At 67.8% G+C, this 16,248-nt stretch carries 16 protein-coding genes; 5 read left to right on the forward strand and 11 right to left on the reverse strand.

Annotated elements, in window-relative coordinates:
• Window positions 1-53 precede the first annotated feature (53 nt).
• The 3 genes from AC3WLF_RS00560 to AC3WLF_RS00570 all read right to left on the reverse strand — a co-directional run bounded on the left by AC3WLF_RS00560 (window position 54) and on the right by AC3WLF_RS00570 (window position 2,308).
• Window positions 54-746, reverse strand: a complete 693-nt coding sequence (locus AC3WLF_RS00560) for an alpha/beta hydrolase (RefSeq protein ID WP_492357648.1) — start codon at window positions 744-746, stop codon at window positions 54-56.
• A gap of 89 nt (window positions 747-835) precedes the next feature.
• The gene (locus AC3WLF_RS00565; protein WP_010812500.1) at window positions 836-1,120 is read right to left on the reverse strand and encodes a hypothetical protein; all 285 of its coding nucleotides are present in this window, start codon (window positions 1,118-1,120) and stop codon (window positions 836-838) included.
• 183 nt (window positions 1,121-1,303) lie between these two features.
• Window positions 1,304-2,308 (reverse strand): alpha/beta hydrolase, encoded by a 1,005-nt coding sequence (locus AC3WLF_RS00570; protein ID WP_492318509.1) that lies wholly within the window; start codon window positions 2,306-2,308, stop codon window positions 1,304-1,306.
• A 377-nt stretch (window positions 2,309-2,685) separates the two neighbouring features.
• On the opposite strand from AC3WLF_RS00570, the gene AC3WLF_RS00575 reads away from it, so the two are divergent.
• From AC3WLF_RS00575 to AC3WLF_RS00590, 4 genes are all read left to right on the forward strand, one after another.
• Window positions 2,686-3,081, forward strand: a complete 396-nt coding sequence (locus AC3WLF_RS00575) for a hypothetical protein (RefSeq protein WP_492352083.1) — start codon at window positions 2,686-2,688, stop codon at window positions 3,079-3,081.
• A 273-nt stretch (window positions 3,082-3,354) separates the two neighbouring features.
• Entirely contained in the window at window positions 3,355-3,921 is a 567-nt protein-coding gene (locus tag AC3WLF_RS00580) for a TetR/AcrR family transcriptional regulator (RefSeq protein WP_035816210.1), read from the forward strand.
• A gap of 410 nt (window positions 3,922-4,331) precedes the next feature.
• Window positions 4,332-4,844: a copper resistance protein CopQ gene (locus AC3WLF_RS00585; protein ID WP_492318507.1), complete on the forward strand. Its 513-nt coding sequence runs from the start codon at window positions 4,332-4,334 to the stop codon at window positions 4,842-4,844.
• 208 nt (window positions 4,845-5,052) lie between these two features.
• Window positions 5,053-5,640 carry a TetR/AcrR family transcriptional regulator gene (locus tag AC3WLF_RS00590; RefSeq protein ID WP_492318506.1) on the forward strand — a complete coding sequence of 196 codons (588 nt, stop codon included), beginning with the start codon at window positions 5,053-5,055 and terminating at the stop codon, window positions 5,638-5,640.
• Here the strand turns inward: AC3WLF_RS00590 and AC3WLF_RS00595 are convergent.
• The 8 genes from AC3WLF_RS00595 to AC3WLF_RS00630 all read right to left on the reverse strand — a co-directional run bounded on the left by AC3WLF_RS00595 (window position 5,626) and on the right by AC3WLF_RS00630 (window position 14,746).
• Complete coding sequence (locus AC3WLF_RS00595) at window positions 5,626-6,387, reverse strand: alpha/beta fold hydrolase (protein WP_492352081.1); 762 nt, start codon at window positions 6,385-6,387, stop codon at window positions 5,626-5,628. The two genes, AC3WLF_RS00590 and AC3WLF_RS00595, sit on opposite strands and share 15 nt — an antisense overlap.
• The gene (locus tag AC3WLF_RS00600; RefSeq protein WP_492357649.1) at window positions 6,384-7,406 is read right to left on the reverse strand and encodes a M14 family zinc carboxypeptidase; all 1,023 of its coding nucleotides are present in this window, start codon (window positions 7,404-7,406) and stop codon (window positions 6,384-6,386) included. Before AC3WLF_RS00600 ends, AC3WLF_RS00595 begins: the two co-directional genes overlap by 4 nt.
• A 4-nt stretch (window positions 7,407-7,410) precedes the next feature.
• Window positions 7,411-8,112: an HAD family hydrolase gene (locus AC3WLF_RS00605; RefSeq protein ID WP_492318503.1), complete on the reverse strand. Its 702-nt coding sequence runs from the start codon at window positions 8,110-8,112 to the stop codon at window positions 7,411-7,413.
• Between the two features lie 124 nt (window positions 8,113-8,236).
• A complete protein-coding gene (locus AC3WLF_RS00610; protein ID WP_492318502.1) occupies window positions 8,237-9,124 on the reverse strand; it encodes a LysR substrate-binding domain-containing protein in 888 nt (295 codons plus the stop codon).
• Window positions 9,125-9,273: 149 nt separating this feature from the next.
• Window positions 9,274-11,430: a phosphocholine-specific phospholipase C gene (locus AC3WLF_RS00615; RefSeq protein WP_492318501.1), complete on the reverse strand. Its 2,157-nt coding sequence runs from the start codon at window positions 11,428-11,430 to the stop codon at window positions 9,274-9,276.
• Between the two features lie 49 nt (window positions 11,431-11,479).
• Complete coding sequence (locus tag AC3WLF_RS00620) at window positions 11,480-11,713, reverse strand: hypothetical protein (protein ID WP_492318500.1); 234 nt, start codon at window positions 11,711-11,713, stop codon at window positions 11,480-11,482.
• A gap of 84 nt (window positions 11,714-11,797) precedes the next feature.
• Window positions 11,798-13,849: a hypothetical protein gene (locus tag AC3WLF_RS00625; RefSeq protein ID WP_492357650.1), complete on the reverse strand. Its 2,052-nt coding sequence runs from the start codon at window positions 13,847-13,849 to the stop codon at window positions 11,798-11,800.
• Window positions 13,850-14,026: 177 nt separating this feature from the next.
• Window positions 14,027-14,746 (reverse strand): GntR family transcriptional regulator, encoded by a 720-nt coding sequence (locus AC3WLF_RS00630; protein WP_492318498.1) that lies wholly within the window; start codon window positions 14,744-14,746, stop codon window positions 14,027-14,029.
• A gap of 180 nt (window positions 14,747-14,926) precedes the next feature.
• On the opposite strand from AC3WLF_RS00630, the gene AC3WLF_RS00635 reads away from it, so the two are divergent.
• On the forward strand, window positions 14,927-16,147 hold the full coding sequence (locus tag AC3WLF_RS00635) for a pyridoxal-phosphate-dependent aminotransferase family protein (protein WP_492318497.1): 1,221 nt from the start codon (window positions 14,927-14,929) through the stop codon (window positions 16,145-16,147).
• The last annotated feature ends 101 nt before the right edge of the window (window positions 16,148-16,248 follow it).

Below are 16,248 nucleotides of genomic sequence, written 5' to 3' on the forward strand. Positions count from 1 at the left end.
GGGTAATGCGATGCGCGGCGCAGCGGCCGGCAATCATCTTGTCAGGGAGCGGATCAGGACTGCGCGGTGGCTGCCTGCGCAAAGCGCGTTGCCAGCCAGGCGCCGATGGCGGCGATCTCTTCCAGGCAGACCGAATGGCCCATCGGATAGGTGTTCCAGGTCACCGGGTGCTGCCGCGCCTGCACGAAATCGCGGGCGGCGACGCCCAGTTGCAGCGGCACCACGTCGTCCTGCGTGCCATGGGCGGCAAACACGGGCGTGGTGGCGTTGGCGGCGCTGGCCTCGGCCGCCAGCGCTGCCGGCGCAGGGATGTAGGTGGACAGCGCGACGATGCCGGCCAGCGTCTCGGCATGGCTCAGCCCGGCGGTGTAGGCAATCGCGCCGCCCTGCGAGAAGCCTGCCAGCACGATGCGGTGCGTGGGGATGCCACGGGCGTTCTCGCGCGCAATCAGTGCGCGAATGGCTTCGCAAGAGGCACGGATGCCGGCTTCATCGGCGCGTCGCCCGGATTCATCGAGGGAATAAATGTCATACCAGGCCGGCATGACATAACCGCCGTTGCAGGTCACGGGGATAGCCGGCGCGTGCGGGAAGATAAAGCGCACGCCGGGCGCTGCGGGCAGGCGCAGCTCAGGCACGACCGGGGCGAAATCGCTGCCGTCGGCGCCCAGCCCATGCATCCAGATGACGGCGCAGGCGGGATTGGGCGCGGTTTCGAATTCGATCGCGGGCAGCAGTTCGCTCATGGGGCTGGTTCCTGTGGATATGCGCCTGCGCGCCGCACGGGCGCCAGGCAGCGCGAGTATCGCACAGGTCGGGGCCTGCCCCGGCTGCGTCAGGCCGCGGACGGAACGATAGGGACCGTGGTGAGGCCAGGCGTGCGTGCCGGCAGCTCCGGCATCGCAGGCGGCGTGGCGCGGCGCTTGTCGACCACGTCCTCCACGCCCTTGGCCGCGACGTCTTCCAGGAAGGCCACCATGTCGCGGTAGTAGGCCACCTGCATTTGCGCTTCGAGCAAGCGCCTTTCGGCCTGGAACAGCGTCAGCCTCATGTCTTGCAGTTCCCTCTCGGCGATTTTCTCCGGGGTCGGCGGACTGAACAGGTTTGCAAGCCAACGCATGGCAGTACCTCCAGTGCTGTCAACGGCGAAATAGCGATGCTCGTGCCATGGGGACCAATATAGACAAGAATTCGGCAAAAAGTCTCTCGGGCATCTCGCCGTGGCGCCTCGCCCACAAGGATGATTGCCGGTGGCGGACGTCTGCGGTAGATTGTTCGGCCATGGTCCGGCCGTCCCGTGACCCTACTGCCTGCGCTCGCCGCTTGCTGTCGCCAATGTGCCTGTGCGACTGGTCGATGTGCCTGCCTGATCCGCGTTGCCAGGCGGATCGCCTTCATATTTCGCGTCGTTTCCTGCCAACAGCGCCTGCATGGCATCGCCGTCCTGCGCGCGCACAAAGCGCAGGATCGGCGGCCAGAATGCCTCGATATGTTCCGGCAGGATGGCTGCGTCATGCGGCATGGCGTCCAGCATCACCAGCGCATGCAGATGCCTGGCCGCACGGGCCACGCGTTCGGCATGGGGTGGGACGATCACGGCATCGTCACGGCTGTGCACCACCAGCAGAGGCCGCTCCAGCCGGCTGGCACGCGCAGCGTTGTTCCACGGATCCGGCAGCAACCACGCGGCCCATGCGGGTATGCGCCCGGTCTGCACCGCGGCCAGGCGCGCCGAACTGAAGCCCGCCGCAATGACATAGCCGTCGGGCTGCGGGTCGAAGCGCTGTGCCACCTCCAGCAGGATGCCCGATCCCAGCGAATGCCCCAGCACCACGCGCCGTTTTGCCTGCGGCGTGGCCGCCAGGAATTGCCGGTAGGCGGCCAGCGCATCCTCGCGCAGCCGGCGCACGCTTGGCCGCCCGCTGCTGCGGCCGTAGCCGCTGTAGTCGAAGACGTAGGAGGCGATGCCCGCGCCGGCCAGCATGGCCTGGACCGGGGCCCAGTCGGGCAGGCTCTCATTGTCGCCGTGGCACACCATCAGCGCCGGCGCTTCGGGGTCCGCTGCGGGCATGAAGGCGGCGTGCAGGATGCGATCGCCGCTGGCGAACGTGGCATGGCGCACCGTCAGGGCTGAAATGTCGGATGCTGCCGCATCCTTTGTTTCATCCGTCGGCGTGACAAAGGCTTTGCGTTCCACCGCACGAAACAGTAGGTGCCGCGCAACACCCGCGGCCACGGCGAGTGCCGCGGCGGTGGCGAGCCAGCGATGGCGGGATGCCGGCTGAGCGGGGCGGGGGCCTTCAGGCATGGCGACGTTTCGGGATGGCGTTCCCTTCAGGCTAGCAGGCCATCGGCGTCCGGGTGAAGAAAAGTTCATTCGCACGCATGCCCCAAGTGGATTTCCGTCCATATCGTGCAGTGTCGGCAGGGGCTATCTGCTTGATAGAAAACTTTTGCCTTGACTATCTACCTAGTAGTAGATAGCATTAAGTCCATGGCACCGCTGCACCGCCGGAAGCAAGCAAGAACGGGCGGAAAAGTGGCGATTCCATTGCATGACCGGCGCGGTCATTTTTTCAGCACCTGAAATCTATCTACTGATAGATGCGGTATGAACAAGCGACCTGCCACAGCCACTGATACCGAATTGACGCGATCCCGAAACATCGCACCCAGGAGCCCATCATGAATGCCAAGTTCGCCAAGACCCTGATCACCGCCGCCACCCTTGCCGCCGCACTCGCAGGCGGCGTGGCGCAAGCCGCCAGCGTGCAGGACAACACCTCGGCTGGCGACAAGTACGGCTACAGCTACCGCGCCGGCAAGTTCGATACCTTCACGGAAGGGGCCCGCGCCGGCAAGTTCGACCCGTTCACGGAAGGCGCTCGCGCTGGCAAGTTCGACCCGTACACCGACGGTGCCCGCGTCGGCAAGACCGACCCCTACACGGACGGCTACCGCACCGTGGCTGGCCTGGACCGTAGCGGCGTGTCGGCCGAGCCGGCCCGCAGCTTCGACCCGTACACGGACGGCGCACGCGTCGGCAAGGCTGACCCCTACACCGACGGCGCCCTGGCCTGATTGCTGCCGGCTGTGGGGCCGGCGGCCAACAACGTTACGGCGGCGGTCACGCTGACTGCCGTCCGATGGAGTCCATCATGAGTTTGCGTAACAGCGTCCTGCTGCTTGGCGGATGGCTGGTCCTTTGCGTGACGAGTGGCTCGATGATCACCTTCGCCGCGCAGGTCCTGCCAGGCTAAAGCATCCTGAGAACATGCCCCGAGGCTAGGGAATTACCCCAGCCCCGGGGCATTTCAACTTGAGCGTCTATCTTCGCATAGATAAACTGCTTTCATGAAAACGCAATCGGTACGCGAGCAACTGCTCGAGCACACCCTCGTCCTGATCCGCCGCCGCGGCTTCAACGGCTTCAGCTACCGCGACCTGGCGGAGCTGGTGGGGGTCAAGACCTCCAGCATCCACTATTACTTCCCGACCAAAGAAGACCTGGTCCAGGAGGCGGTGAAGGAATACAGCGCCCGCCTGGCCGAACGCATCCGCTCCATCGACACCAGCTTGCCGGTGACCGAGCAGGCGGCCATCTACCTGGCGCCGTTCCGCGCCAGCTGCGGCTCGGACCAGATCTGCCTGTGCGGCATGTTGTCGACCGAGACGCTGTGCCTGCCGGAGCCCGTGCACAAGATGCTGCAGGGCTTCTACCTGATGAACGAACAATGGTTGGCGGGCCTGCTGGAACGCGCGCAGCCGCAGCGCAGCACGCCGTTCCCGGTGCCGCCGGCGCGGCTGGCGCAGGTGGTGTTCGGCTCGCTGCAGAGCGGGCTGATTGCGGCGCGCCTGTTCGGGACCTCCGACCGGGTGGAAGCCGCCGCCGATACGCTGATGGCCGCCGTCGCCGGCTAAGGTTTTCGCGCAATTATCAGTGGCGCGTCTGAGGCCGTCATGTGGCGCAAGCTGCATGGCGGCTTTTTATTGACACCCAGCTGGTTCGCCACCGACGCCTTGGGGTCGGTCATAAGCGCTTTTAAAACAATGAGATAGAGCCAGGAAAGGCATAGGCTATCGGGCCGATAGAAATGTTTTTTCTTGACTCTCTACCTAGTAGTAGATAGTATTTGACTCATGGAAGCGCTGCACCGCCAGCAACAAGCAAGACAAGGCGAGAACGTGGCGGTCCCATTGCATGACCGGAGGCGGTCATTTTTTCAGGACCAGTTATCTATCTACCAGTAGATGTGGAAGCGAAAGACCGACCTGCAAAGCCACTGACACCTAATTACGCGATCCCGAAACATCGCACCCTGGAGCCCATCATGACCAAGATCACCAAGACCCTGATTACCGCCGCCACCCTTGCCGCCGCGCTCGCGGGCGGTGTTGCGCAAGCCGCCAGCGTGCAGGACAGCACCTCGGCCGGCGACAAGTACGGCTACGCCTTCCGCGTCGGCAAGGCCGATGCCTTCACCGACGGCGCCCGCACCGGCAAGTTCGATCCGTTCACGGAAGGCGCCCGCGCCGGCAAGTTCGATCCGTTCACCGAAGGCGCACGCGTTGGCAAGCCCGACCCGTACACCGACGGCGCGCGCACGGTAGCGGCCAACGTGCCGGCTGACAGCTACGGCTACAACTACCGCAGCGGCAAGTTCGACCCGTTCAGCGAAGGCGCGCGCGTGGGCAAGTTCGATCCGTACACCGACGGCGCGCGCACGGTAGCCGGCCTGGACCGCAGTGGTGTGTCGGCCCAACCGTCGCGCAGCTTCGATCCGTACACCGACGGTGCGCGCGTGGGCAAGGCTGACCCCTATACCGACGGCGCCATCGCCTGAGAGCCGGCCGGCGTGCTGCCGGCCATTGAAACCCGCCGGGCCGCCTGGGTGCGGCCCGTCTTCAGGAGTTGATCATGCGTTGGCGTGACACTGCGCTGATCCTTGGCGGATGGGTAGGGCTTTGCTTCGCAAGCGGGTCCCTCATCACGCTGATCGCACAATCGCTGCCGGCCTGAACGGCGCGGCAGCAAGACCAGGAGTTGATGCCATGAACACCCGATCCGTACGCGAGCAACTGGTCGAACATGCGCTGGCGCTGATCCGCCGCAGGGGGTTCAACGGCTTCAGCTACCGCGACCTGGCCGACCTGGTCGGGGTCAAGACCTCGAGCATCCACTATTACTTCCCGTCCAAGGACGACCTGGTGCGGGAAGCGGTGCGCGAATACGGCACCCGCAGGCGGGCGCGCCTGGATGCGATCGACGCCAGCCTGCCGCCCGCGGAGCAGGCGCGGCAATACCTTGCGCCTTTGCGCGCGGGTGCCGGCACCGACCAGGCTTGCCTGGTGGGCATGCTGTCGGCCGACGTGCTGATGCTGCCGGACGCGGTGCGCGCCGCGATGCAGGACTTTATCCGGCTCAATGAGCAATGGCTGGCCAGCTTGTTCGAGCGCGCCGCGGCGCAGCGCAAGTCGCCCTATCCGATTCCGCCGCAGCAGCTGGCGCAGGTGGTGTTCGGGGCCTTGCAGAACGGCTTGATCAGTGCGCGGCTGTTTGGCACGCCGGACCGGCTCGATGCCGCGGCGGCGCTGCTGACCAGCGCCATGCCGGCGGAGCAGGCCTTAGCCGCCGCTTAGTGTCAGTATCACCGAGCCGGCGACGGCATTGCACAGCCACTGCGGGTCATCGTGGGGCAGGTCATGCCCGGCCCAGTGGTGCGTCAGCAACTGCGCGTCCCAGGCTTGCGCGATGCGCGCCGAGCACACCGGGTTGACCAGGCGGTCTGCCGCCGAGGCAAGCAGCAGCGCCGGGCAGCGCGGCGCACTGGCGGGGGCGCGATAGCGGGCCGCGGCCAGCAACTGTGCCAGCGCGGATTGGCGGCTCACCGGTGCGTCGGCGGCAATGGCCTGCCAGGTCTCGAGATCGCGCGCCAGCGTATCGGTGCGGGCACAGGTGATGGCGTGGATGGTCCGCTCGCAGTACGCGCGGTCCTGCCAGCGCTGCGCCACGCGCAGCAGCTTGCCCCAGTTGCGCGGCCGCAGGCGCTGTGCGGGCGTGCAGAACGGCCGCATGCTGGTATTGACCAGCACCAGGCCGCCGACTTCCTCCGGATAGGCGCTGGCCCACTCGGTCGCGGCCATCGCACCCAGCGACATCGCCAGCACGCGGTAGGGGCCGTGCGCGCCGGTGGCCGACAACTGGCGCCGCACCGCGGTGACCATCTCAGGCACGCTCCACGGCGCCGGCTGCGCGGACAGCGCGCCGTTGCCGGGCAGGTCGGGCAGCAGCGGACGGCCCAGCCCGGCCGCTTCCCAACGCGCCGGCAGGCTTCCCCAGTGGCGCGATTCCCGCGTCAGTCCCCGCAAGAATACCCATCGGCTCATGGCGGCGGCTCCGTCTGCCAGTGTGCGCGTGCCTGCAGCAGCAGGTCGTCACGCTGCACGCCGCGCGGCCGCCAGCGATCCGGCGCAAAGGCCACGCGGCCCAGGAAGTCGAACAGGCTCACGTGCCGGCGCAGCACGCGCGCGGTGCGGTGCGCCTTGATCGGGTTGAAGATGCCCTCGCGCGAGAACAGCTGGCGCGGGTTCTTCTTGATCCACAGCCACGAGCCCAGTTCCAGCGTCATCGGCAGGAACAGGTTGCCGTGCGGCGTCAGGTCATAGGCATGGTCCCACAGGTCGCCGTGCAGCAGGTACTGGTGGCTTTGCGGCTCGAAGGTGTAGCCGTGGTGCGGGTGGGCCTGCTCGAACAGCGTCTTGAGCAGGTACATCTCGGGCAGGTGCGCCATCGGCCGGCGCGTTCCCGCGTACGGAAACCAGATGCTGTCGCGCCAGCCGTAGCCCGAATGGCAGTCCACCGCAAAGCTGAGCGGGCGCGGCAGCAGTTCTTCCTGCACCACGCGCAGCAGCGCGCGGCTTTCCGCTTCCATCGGCGCGCCCGCCGGGCCGCGGTACCAGGGCAGCCAGGCGCCGATGCGCTGGCCGCCGGCGAGGAAGGGCACGCGCGCATCGGCGTCCTGCGGGCCATTGCGCATCAGGTCGACGCCGTTGGGGTTGGCGCGGGTGCCGGCCCACATGCCGCCGGGGTTGACGATCGGCATGAACACCAGCCGCACCGACTGCAGTTCGCGGTGCAGCAGCTCGTCCCACGCCAGCTGGCTCAGCACCGAGCGCAGGTAGTCCAGCACCAGCTGCGTGCCGATGCGTTCCAGCCCGTGGATGCCGCCGAAGATGCCGATCGCCGGCGCGCCCGGATCGCGGCTGCCGAGCGTGGCGACATGGACGCCGAAGCGATGGCCCTGCACCATGGTTTCGCAGACCACCCGCGTATCCAGCACGTGGCTGCCCGTATCCAGCAAGGCCAGCAGCTGGTCGTACTCGGGGAAGCCGGCGTGCGGGTGCATGGGCTCAGGCGGCCGGCACGCCGGCCGTGCCGAACAGGCGCAAGACCGGCCACCCGCGCGCCTCGGCCGCGTCTCGCAGCGCCGAATCGGGATTGACGGCGACCGGGTGGCCAACGCTTTCGAGCAGCGGCAGGTCGTTGCGGGAGTCGCTATAGAAGGTGGCCTGTGCCAGCGCCGTGTGCGCAATGCCCAGCGTGTCGAGCCATGCCAGCACCCGCAGCACCTTGCCGGGGCCGAAGGCCGGCACGCCGGCCAGCGCGCCGGTGAATTCGCCGTGCGCGTCATGTTCGGCCTCTACCGCCAGCAGGTGCGGCACGCCCAGCTGGCGCGCGATCGGCTCGGTGACAAAGCGGCAGGTCGCGGTGACGATGCAGCACAGGTCGCCGGCGGTGAGGTGGCGCGCCAGCAGGTCGAGCGCATCGGGCCGGATCGCGGGCACGATCACCTCGCGCATGAAGTCCGCGCGCCATTGCGTCAGGCGTTGGCGCGGGTGGCGTGCCAGCAGGCCCAGCGCAAAGCGGGCATGGGCGGCAAAGTCCAGGCGCCCGGCCTGGTAGGCGGCCAGCCAGCGTGCATTGTGCGCATCGATCTCGGCGGCCTCGGCGCCGCCCACGGCGACGAGGTAGCGGGCCCATTCATACTCGCTGTCGAGCGGCAGCAGGGTGTGGTCGAGGTCAAACAGGGCGAGGCGGGGGGCAGCGGGCATGCGGGATAGCTCAGTTGGCGAAACCGGCAAGCTTGGCGCGGCGTGGTGACCGCGCGGTGATGAAGGACCCAAGTTTTCCGATACCGGCATTGGCGCTTTATCTTGCGCGGCAGGCATGCGGGTGTCAGGCGGCGTGGGTGGCGGCGGTCGGCTCGTCCAGCGCCACGCAGTCCAGGAAGGCGCCGACCAGCCGGGTCTCGCGCCGGCTCTGCAGGCAGTATAGGTATTCATGCAGCACCGGCGCGCCTTGTGCGAACGGCACCACGCGCAGCAGCGGGTCGCGCGGCACCTCGCCAAGCGGCACCACGCTGGCGCCCAGGCCCTGGCGGATGGCCTCGTAGATGGCCTCGCGGCTGCCGATCACGGTGTGCGGCGGCAACTCCAGCCCGCACGCGGCCAGCGCCGTCTCGGTGGCCTTGCGCGTCATCGAGCCGTGCTCGCGCACCAGCAGGTGGCAGCCGCGCAGTTGCGGCAGCTCGACCTGCGCCAGCCGCGCCAGCGCATGGTCCGGATGGGCCACCAGCACCATCGGGTCCGTCGCCAGCCGGATGCAGGCAAGCCGGTCGTCGTCCACCGGGTGCGACGATACCGCGGCGTCGATGCGGTACTCGAACAGCGCCTCCAGCATCTGCTGCGAATTGCCGATGTCCAGGCTCACGTCGATCGCCGGGTAGCGCTGCCGGAACGCCGCCACCGCGCGCAGGATGTAGTAGGGGCCGGTGGCGCCGATGCGCAGGTTGCCGAAGCGCAGGTTGCCGGCGTTGCGCAGCAGGTAGTCGGCATTGCCTTCCTGCTGCATCAGCTGCTCGACCACCGGCATCAGCGCCACGCCCACGTCGCTCAGGTCGACGCGGCTGGCGCGGCGGTGGAACAGCTCAACGCCGTAGGTCTCTTCCAGCTGGCGGATGCGGCCGGTGACGGTGGGCTGGCTGATGCGCAGCTGCCTGGCCGCCATGGTGATGCTGCCCTGGCGCGCCACTTCGAAAAAGGTCATCAGCAGGTCGCCGAGCATGGTCATCCGCAGGAAAGTTGGGGGACAGCCCGGACAGGTCCCGGACGACCGCGCAGTCTAGCGGGCCAATGTGACAAAACGGCTACGCCCGCCCGCGGCCGGAGCGGCCGGGGGGCGGGCGCAGCGCTGCCCATCAGGCGACTTGCGCGTCAGCCGTTGAGGCCCATCGCCGGATCGGACACGCTGTCCTTGCCGGTTTCGATGCGCCCGGCGAAGCGGCGCGTGAAGCCGCCTTGCGCGGTGGTGACGGTGAAGTCGTACCAGTTGCCCTGGCGGGCCACGGGCCAGTGCTGCTGCAGCTGCATGCCGGCCGGCACCTCGTAGGTCCAGGGACCGTCGGTGCGGTAGGCGTTGGGCTGCACGGTGAAGGTGCAGGGGGCGCTGCCGGTGTTGATCATGTCCACGTACACCGCGGCGTTGGCGATGTCATAGCAGACCCGGATCTCCGGCGCGCTGGCACCCGCCGCGGTCACGGCCCCCACGTTGCCGCGGAAGGCGCGGTGGAAGCCGTTGGGGCCAAGCACCCACAGGTCGTACTTGCCGTCGTCGCTGGCAAAGACGTCCCAGCTGCCATGCAGTTCCTTGCCCGGCTCGACCATGTAGCGGCGCGGCACGCGGTCCAGGTGCAGGCGGTCGTAGACGTGGAACACCGCCGCCGCCGTGCCGGTGTTGCTGAACAGCAGCCACACCGCGCGCTGGTCGCGGGCGTCTTCGCGGGCGCTTACGTGCAGCTCATAGGGCAGGGCGCGCGACGGGCGCGTGCCGGTGTCCTGCTGCGGCATCTGCTGGCTGCTGGCCGAAGGCAGCGGCACTTGCGGCAGCACGCCTTGCGCGGTGCGGATGGCATCGGCGCTGGCCTTGTCGCGGTTGGGCAGCGTGGGCAGCGGGTTGGTGTTCGGGCTGACGAAGTTGAAGGCCGAGGTCAGGTCGCCCGCCACGGCGCGGCGGAAGCTGCTGATATTGGTCTCGGCCACGCCAAAGCGGGCTTCCAGGAAGCGCAGCACCGAGGTGTGGTCGGACACCTGCGAGTTGACCCAGCCGCCGCGGCTCCATGGCGAGACCACGTACATCGGCACGCGCGGGCCGGGGCCGTAGGGGTGCCTGTCGACGTGGTATTCCGGCTTGATTTGTTGCGGGTCGAGCGTGGTGGCGCCGGCCAGCGTGTCGCCGTCGTAGGCGGGCGCGCACGGCGGCGGTACGTGGTCGAAGTAGCCGTCGTTCTCGTCGAAGTTGATCAGCAGCACGGTCTTGCTCCAGACCGCCGGGTTGGCGGTCAGGGCATTCAGCACCTCTTGCGTATACCAGGCGCCCTGCACCGGGCTGGAAGGCCCGGGGTGCTCGGAGTACGTCGCCGGCGCCACGATCCACGACACCTGCGGCAGCTTGCCCGCGGCAACGTCGTCGCGCAGCGATTGCAGGAAGCCGCCGTCAGGCATGGTGTTGGCCACGCCCTTGAGCAGCGGGCTGATGGCGTCGTCGGCGCTGGTGTATGCCGGGTAGGGGCTGCCGTTGGCCTGGTTGCCGCGCGCGGCATTGGCGTCGCGGTATTGCTTGAAGCCCGCCAGCGGGTTGTCGGTGAAGTTGTCCGGCATGTTCTGGTAGACCTTCCAGCTCACGCCGGCGGCTTCCAGGCGCTCCGGGTAGGTCTTCCAGGTGTAGGCCGGGGCCGACCCCGTGAACGAGTCGCCGCTGTTGTCGATCACCGGCCCGCCGTTGGCGCCGCTGGGGTCGTTGGTGCCGGTCCAGTGGAACAGGCGGTTGGAGTTGGTGCCGCCGTGGAAGCTGCAGTGATAGGCGTCGCAGAGGGTGAAGGCATTGGCCAGCGCTACCTGGAAGTCCAGCTCGGCCTCGGTGTAGTAGCCCATCGACTGGGTCTGCTTGTAGGTCGGCCACTTGTTCATGCGGCCCAGGTCCCAGGCGTTCTGCGCATCCGGGTACGAGTGCGGCGTGCCGCTGACGCGCTGCGCATTGCCGGCGCTGCTGTCGAGGTGGTAGGGCAGCACGGTGCGGGTGGTGCTGCCGTTGGTATAGGTCTGCTGCCAGACGTTCAGGCCGCCCGCCAGCGGGATCGGGAAGCGGTCGCCAAAGCCGCGCACGCCGCGCAGCGTGCCGAAGTAGTTGTCGAACGAGCGGTTTTCCTGCATCAGGATGACCACGTGCTCGACGTCGCGGATGGTGCCGGTGGCATTGTTGGCCGGGATCGCCAGCGCGCGGCGGATGGACGGCGGGAAGGCCGCCAGCGCGGCGGTGGCGGCGGCGCTGCCGCCGGCGAGCTTGAGGAAGTTGCGTCTGCTTTGCGGGTTCATGGATTCTGTGCCGGGTGGTTTTTGGAGGAGGAGACGGGCCGGTGCGGCTTCAGGGCGCGCAGCGCAGTTGCGGCTTCACGGCGGGCGTCTCGCCAGGCTGGTCGCTGCCATTCCCCTGGCCGGGGTTGCCGCCGGTGCCGGGGGCACCCGGCGTGGTCGGTGCCGCGTTGGGCGAGCCGGTGGGGCTGTCGCCGGAGTCGCCGCCGCAGGCGGCGAGCGCTGCGCACATCAGCACGGCGGCGAGCCAGTGCGGCCGCGCCAGGAAGGAAGGTCGGAAAGTCATGGTGTCAATCTCCTGCAGGGGATCGGGCGGGGGGGAAGGGTCGGTGAGGAACCCGTTCCATGACGAAACGGGTTCCAGCCGGATTTATGGATTCAGCGTGGACAGCGGCTGGCGTGCGCCGGTGATGGCCTTCAGCTCGTCCAGCGACAGCACGCGCGTCCACATCGCCAGGTCGTTGAAGCCCATCACGCCCTTGAGCGCGCCGGGGTTGTTGCCCGCGTAGTTGTGCGTGGCATCGTCGTTCACGCCCCAGCCGGTGCCGAGTCCGGCCAGCTTGGTCACGTCGGTGTTGGCGATTGCCTTGTTCTCGGTCTTCTGCAAGCCCAGCACCGGATCGATGACATAGGCGCTGAAGCGCCTGGCTGCCGCGTCGACCGACAGCGCCAGGTAGGCCCACTGGTTGGCCGACACCTTCATGCCGTTGATGTCGTCGCGCTTGCCGCTGCCGCTGCCCAGGTTGAAGCGGATCTCGCAGCTGCCGAACAGCGCCACGGCAATGCCGGGGTTGCCGCCCGAGATGTAGTTCTTGTTGGACAGGACGGGCTCGCCGGTGCCGTTGCCCTGGCTGCAGTCGGTGCGGAACCAGAAGCCGATGCTGAACTGCGGGCTTTGGGTGATATCGGCGGCGTTGTATGCCAGCTTGTAGCTGTCGACACGCGAGTCCAGCTGCAGCGACTGGCCGCTGAAGTTGTCGGCAGCCAGCGTGCCGCCGTCAAGGCTTGCCACCCACGGGCCGAGCGTGGCGGCGTTCTTCGCGTCGGCGAACGGCTTGCTGTCGAGGCTGAAATACGTGGCCAGCCCATTGAGCAGCGTCGGCGCCAGTGTGACCGGCTTGACGTAGTGGATCTGCGCCAGGTACGACACCGGCACGTCGTTGCGCACCAGCGTGTAGTTGAACTGGTACAGGCCCGTGGCCATGTTGAAGGCCTTGTCGGTGAACTGCCGCGCCTCAGGTCCCAGCGAGGCGATCTGCACGCCGTCGCGCAGCACCCGGGTGACGCCGAAGGCTTCGGTCGGGTTCTGCCAGCTCAGCGTGATGGCATCGTTGTACTGGCTGATGCTGGCGCCGATGGCTCGCACGCCGGCGGTGGCAGTGGTCAGCGCCGAACCGTCCAGCCGCGTGGTGACCGGGTCAAGCGCCACGCCGGCGTGGGCCAGCACGGTGGGGACGATATCGGCTTCGGTCGGCAGCGCGGACAGGTCCGCCGGGGTGTCCGGCGCTGCCGCGCCAGGTCTGGCCAGCGCGCCGTTGAGCGCCTTGTTGGTGGCGAGGAAGGCGGTACGGTTCTCCACCGTCGGCACCGTGGTGGTGGCGCCGGTGGCATCCAGGCCGTGGCTGGTGGTGACCATCACCAGCCAGTCTTCACCGGGCTGCCCCTGGCTGCGCGCGGCCACGGCGCCGAGCAGCTCGCCCAGCGCCTTGTCGATGCCGGCCAGCGCCGTGGCATAGGCGCCGTTGCCGAAGCCGCCGGCTTCCGCCGCCTGTGCCGGCGCGCTGTATTGCGCAAACACCACGCCATAGCCGGACTGCACCTGCCGCACGGCGTTCTGCGTGACGCAGCTGTCGACCGCGGCGCAGTCAACCAGCGTATCGAGCATGCCCGCTTCCTGCTCGGCCTTGAGCAGGCCCGGCAGCACCCCCGAACTGGTGGATGCGCCTTGCTGCAGGCCGGGTTTGCCGGCCGCGCGCAGGTAGCGGAATACGGTGGGGGCCCGCAGTGCGGTGCTGCCGGTATCGTCTTCGATGCCGTGGCGGTTGGCCCAGGCGCCGGTCAGCACCGTGGCCCAGCTGGGCGCGTCCAGCGGCGGCTGCGCGGTGATGGTGCCGGGCATGCCGCCGGTGGCGGTGGGCACCAGGTTCAGCCGGGCCAGGTTGGGCAGCTCACGCCGCAAGAGCGCGCCCTGCACCTGGGCATAGGTGGCGCCGTCCACGCCGACCAGCAGCACGCGCGGGCCGCCGGCACCGGCAGGCGGCGGGGTCTTGATGGTGGTGTCGTTCGGTGCGGTTGTCGGCGCGGCGTCATCGCCGCCGCCGCAGCCGGCCAGTGTTGCCGCCAGTGCGGCGATCACGGTGCCGGCCCGCACACGGCCGCGCGCCATCCCCGCCAGCCTGCCCGGTGCAAGGTTCCCTGCCATCTCTGATTCCCCTGTTCATCTGCGTTGTTGTGCGCCGGCGGCAGGTGCCGCGTGGCGGATTGCGTTTGCCGCAATGCGCTCGCAGAGTAAGAACCGGGGTTGTCACCGTGGTGACAGCGGGGCAAAAAATGCTGATGGGGCTATTCGGATTCTTGGGGTGCGGGTGGCGCCAGCGTCCTATGCCTGGGGCGTGCCAACGGCATCGCCTGCCTGGATCAGCAGCACCGCGTCGCGCTTGTCCAGCAGGTGCTGGCGCAGGATGGCGGCAAGCCGCTTGCCATCGCGCGCCTCAAGTGCCTGCAGCATCTCTTCGTGGTCGTGGATGGCGCTGTCCCACTTCGGCTTCTGATAGTTGGAGCGGAAGCGCAGCGCCTGCAGCCGCCGGTTCACCGACAAATAGGTCTGGCGCAGCGCCGAATTGCGGGCCGCCAGGTTGATGCGGTCATGGATCTGGTGGTTGATCCGGTAATAGCCGGGCAGGTCGTCATTTGCCCGGCAGGCCAGCATCGCATAGTGCAGGGCCTTGATCTCGGCCAGTTCGACGGCCGTGATGCGTTCGCAGGCCAGTTCGCCGGAAAAGGCTTCCAGCCCGCTCATCAGCTCAAACGTGTCCTGGATCTCCGCCCCGGACAGGCGCGATACGGTCGCGCCGCGGTTGGGCGAGATATCGATCAGCCCCTCCGCCGCCAGCACCTTCAGGGCCTCGCGCAGCGGCGTGCGGGAGATGCCCAGGGTCTCGCACAGTTCGCGCTCATTGAGCTTCCTGCCCGGTTCCAGGGTGCCCTCGACGATGAAGGTGCGCAGGTGGGCCACCACGGTGTCGTGCAAACGTTGCCGTTCGAGCCTGGGCAGTACCGGAGCCGGCGAATCCGTGCCGGAAGTGGCGACAATTTGCATTCAAAATTCCTATCGCGTGATTGCGTTCAATTTTAGCAGACTCTCAACTGGAACTCAAAAACGCAGGTAAACCCTTAATTTGTCGGGTAAACGCTAGAGAATTTCCACGCAATCTCCGCTGTTTTTCCGTCACTCCTCTGATAAAGTATTTTGCATTCAAAACTCAACAGGAGGAGTCAAATGCTGAATCTCAACTTCCATCCCGCCGGCCGCCACTTCCTGCAGATCCCCGGACCGAGCCCGGTTCCCGATCGCATCCTGCGCGCCATCAGCTATCCGACCATCGACCATCGCGGCCCGGAATTCGGCGCGCTGGGCCTCAAGGTGCTGGACGGCATCAAGAAGATCTTCAAGACCGAGCAGCCGGTGGTGATCTATCCGGCTTCGGGCACGGGCGCCTGGGAAGCGGCGCTGTCGAACACGCTGAGCCCCGGCGACACGGTGCTGATGTTCGAGACCGGCCACTTCGCCACGCTGTGGAAGAAGATGGCCGAGAACCTGGGAATCAAGCCCGAGTTCCTCGGCCTGCCGGGCGTGGAGGGCTGGCGCCACGGGGTGCAGGCCGACATGATCGAGGCCCGCCTGCGTGCCGACACTGCGCATGCGATCAAGGCGGTGTGCGTGGTGCACAACGAGACCTCGACCGGCGTGACCTCGGATATTGCCGCCGTGCGCCGCGCCATCGATGCGGCCGGACACCCGGCGCTGCTGCTGGTCGACACCATCTCGGGGCTGGCGTCCGCCGATTACCGGCATGACGAGTGGGGCGTGGATGTGACCGTGTCCGGCTCGCAGAAGGGCCTGATGCTGCCGCCCGGCATCAGCTTCAATGCGGTCTCGCCCAAGGCCATCGCAGCCTCCCGCACGGCCCGGCTGCCGCGCAGCTTCTGGGGCTGGGATGAAATCATCGAGATGAACCGGACCGGCTACTGGCCCTACACCCCTAGCACGAACCTGCTTTATGGCCTGTCCGAAGCCCTCGACATGATCCTTGAGGAGGGGCTGGACAACGTCTTCACCCGCCACCAGCGCCTGGCCGAAGCCTGCCGCCGCGCGGTCAAGGCCTGGGGCCTGGAGATCCAGTGCGCGGACCCGGCCGTCTACAGCCCGGTGCTGACCGGCGTGATGATGCCCGAGGGGATCGACGCGGACGTGGTGCGCAGGAACATCTATGACCGCTTCAACATGTCGCTCGGCGCCGGCCTGGGCAAGGTCAAGGGCCGCATGTTCCGTATCGGCCATCTGGGCGACTGCAACGACCTCACGCTGATGGCCACGCTGGCCGGCTGCGAGATGGGCCTGAAGATCTCGGGCGTCGCGCTCGCGGGCAGCGGCACCGTTGCCGCCATGGACTATCTCGCCGCGCACGCGACGCCGCTGTCGCTCAAGGCTGCCGCCTGACGCAGTCACTGCCTTCCGAGACGGGGGCGGGCGCCGCGCGTGCGCAACGCCCCCGCCGGACTGATCGCAACGGATCAGCGCAGCACTGCCGTACCTGACAA

The organism is Cupriavidus sp. FW306-01-F10A (genome assembly GCF_058782785.1).

What these genes read in the sequence shown, in the direction of transcription:
- AC3WLF_RS00590 (WP_492318506.1), top strand. Translation starts at nt 5,053, where the DNA reads ATGAACACCCGATCCGTACGCGAGCAACTGGTCGAACATGCGCTGGCG.
- AC3WLF_RS00570 (WP_492318509.1), bottom strand. Translation starts at nt 2,308, where the DNA reads ATGCCTGAAGGCCCCCGCCCCGCTCAGCCGGCATCCCGCCATCGCTGG.
- AC3WLF_RS00615 (WP_492318501.1), bottom strand. Translation starts at nt 11,430, where the DNA reads ATGAACCCGCAAAGCAGACGCAACTTCCTCAAGCTCGCCGGCGGCAGC.
- AC3WLF_RS00630 (WP_492318498.1), bottom strand. Translation starts at nt 14,746, where the DNA reads ATGCAAATTGTCGCCACTTCCGGCACGGATTCGCCGGCTCCGGTACTG.
- AC3WLF_RS00610 (WP_492318502.1), bottom strand. Translation starts at nt 9,124, where the DNA reads ATGCTCGGCGACCTGCTGATGACCTTTTTCGAAGTGGCGCGCCAGGGC.
- AC3WLF_RS00560 (WP_492357648.1), bottom strand. Translation starts at nt 746, where the DNA reads ATGAGCGAACTGCTGCCCGCGATCGAATTCGAAACCGCGCCCAATCCC.
- AC3WLF_RS00585 (WP_492318507.1), top strand. Translation starts at nt 4,332, where the DNA reads ATGACCAAGATCACCAAGACCCTGATTACCGCCGCCACCCTTGCCGCC.
- AC3WLF_RS00635 (WP_492318497.1), top strand. Translation starts at nt 14,927, where the DNA reads ATGCTGAATCTCAACTTCCATCCCGCCGGCCGCCACTTCCTGCAGATC.
- AC3WLF_RS00620 (WP_492318500.1), bottom strand. Translation starts at nt 11,713, where the DNA reads ATGACTTTCCGACCTTCCTTCCTGGCGCGGCCGCACTGGCTCGCCGCC.
- AC3WLF_RS00605 (WP_492318503.1), bottom strand. Translation starts at nt 8,112, where the DNA reads ATGCCCGCTGCCCCCCGCCTCGCCCTGTTTGACCTCGACCACACCCTG.
- AC3WLF_RS00565 (WP_010812500.1), bottom strand. Translation starts at nt 1,120, where the DNA reads ATGCGTTGGCTTGCAAACCTGTTCAGTCCGCCGACCCCGGAGAAAATC.
- AC3WLF_RS00600 (WP_492357649.1), bottom strand. Translation starts at nt 7,406, where the DNA reads ATGCACCCGCACGCCGGCTTCCCCGAGTACGACCAGCTGCTGGCCTTG.
- AC3WLF_RS00575 (WP_492352083.1), top strand. Translation starts at nt 2,686, where the DNA reads ATGAATGCCAAGTTCGCCAAGACCCTGATCACCGCCGCCACCCTTGCC.
- AC3WLF_RS00580 (WP_035816210.1), top strand. Translation starts at nt 3,355, where the DNA reads ATGAAAACGCAATCGGTACGCGAGCAACTGCTCGAGCACACCCTCGTC.
- AC3WLF_RS00595 (WP_492352081.1), bottom strand. Translation starts at nt 6,387, where the DNA reads ATGAGCCGATGGGTATTCTTGCGGGGACTGACGCGGGAATCGCGCCAC.
- AC3WLF_RS00625 (WP_492357650.1), bottom strand. Translation starts at nt 13,849, where the DNA reads ATGGCAGGGAACCTTGCACCGGGCAGGCTGGCGGGGATGGCGCGCGGC.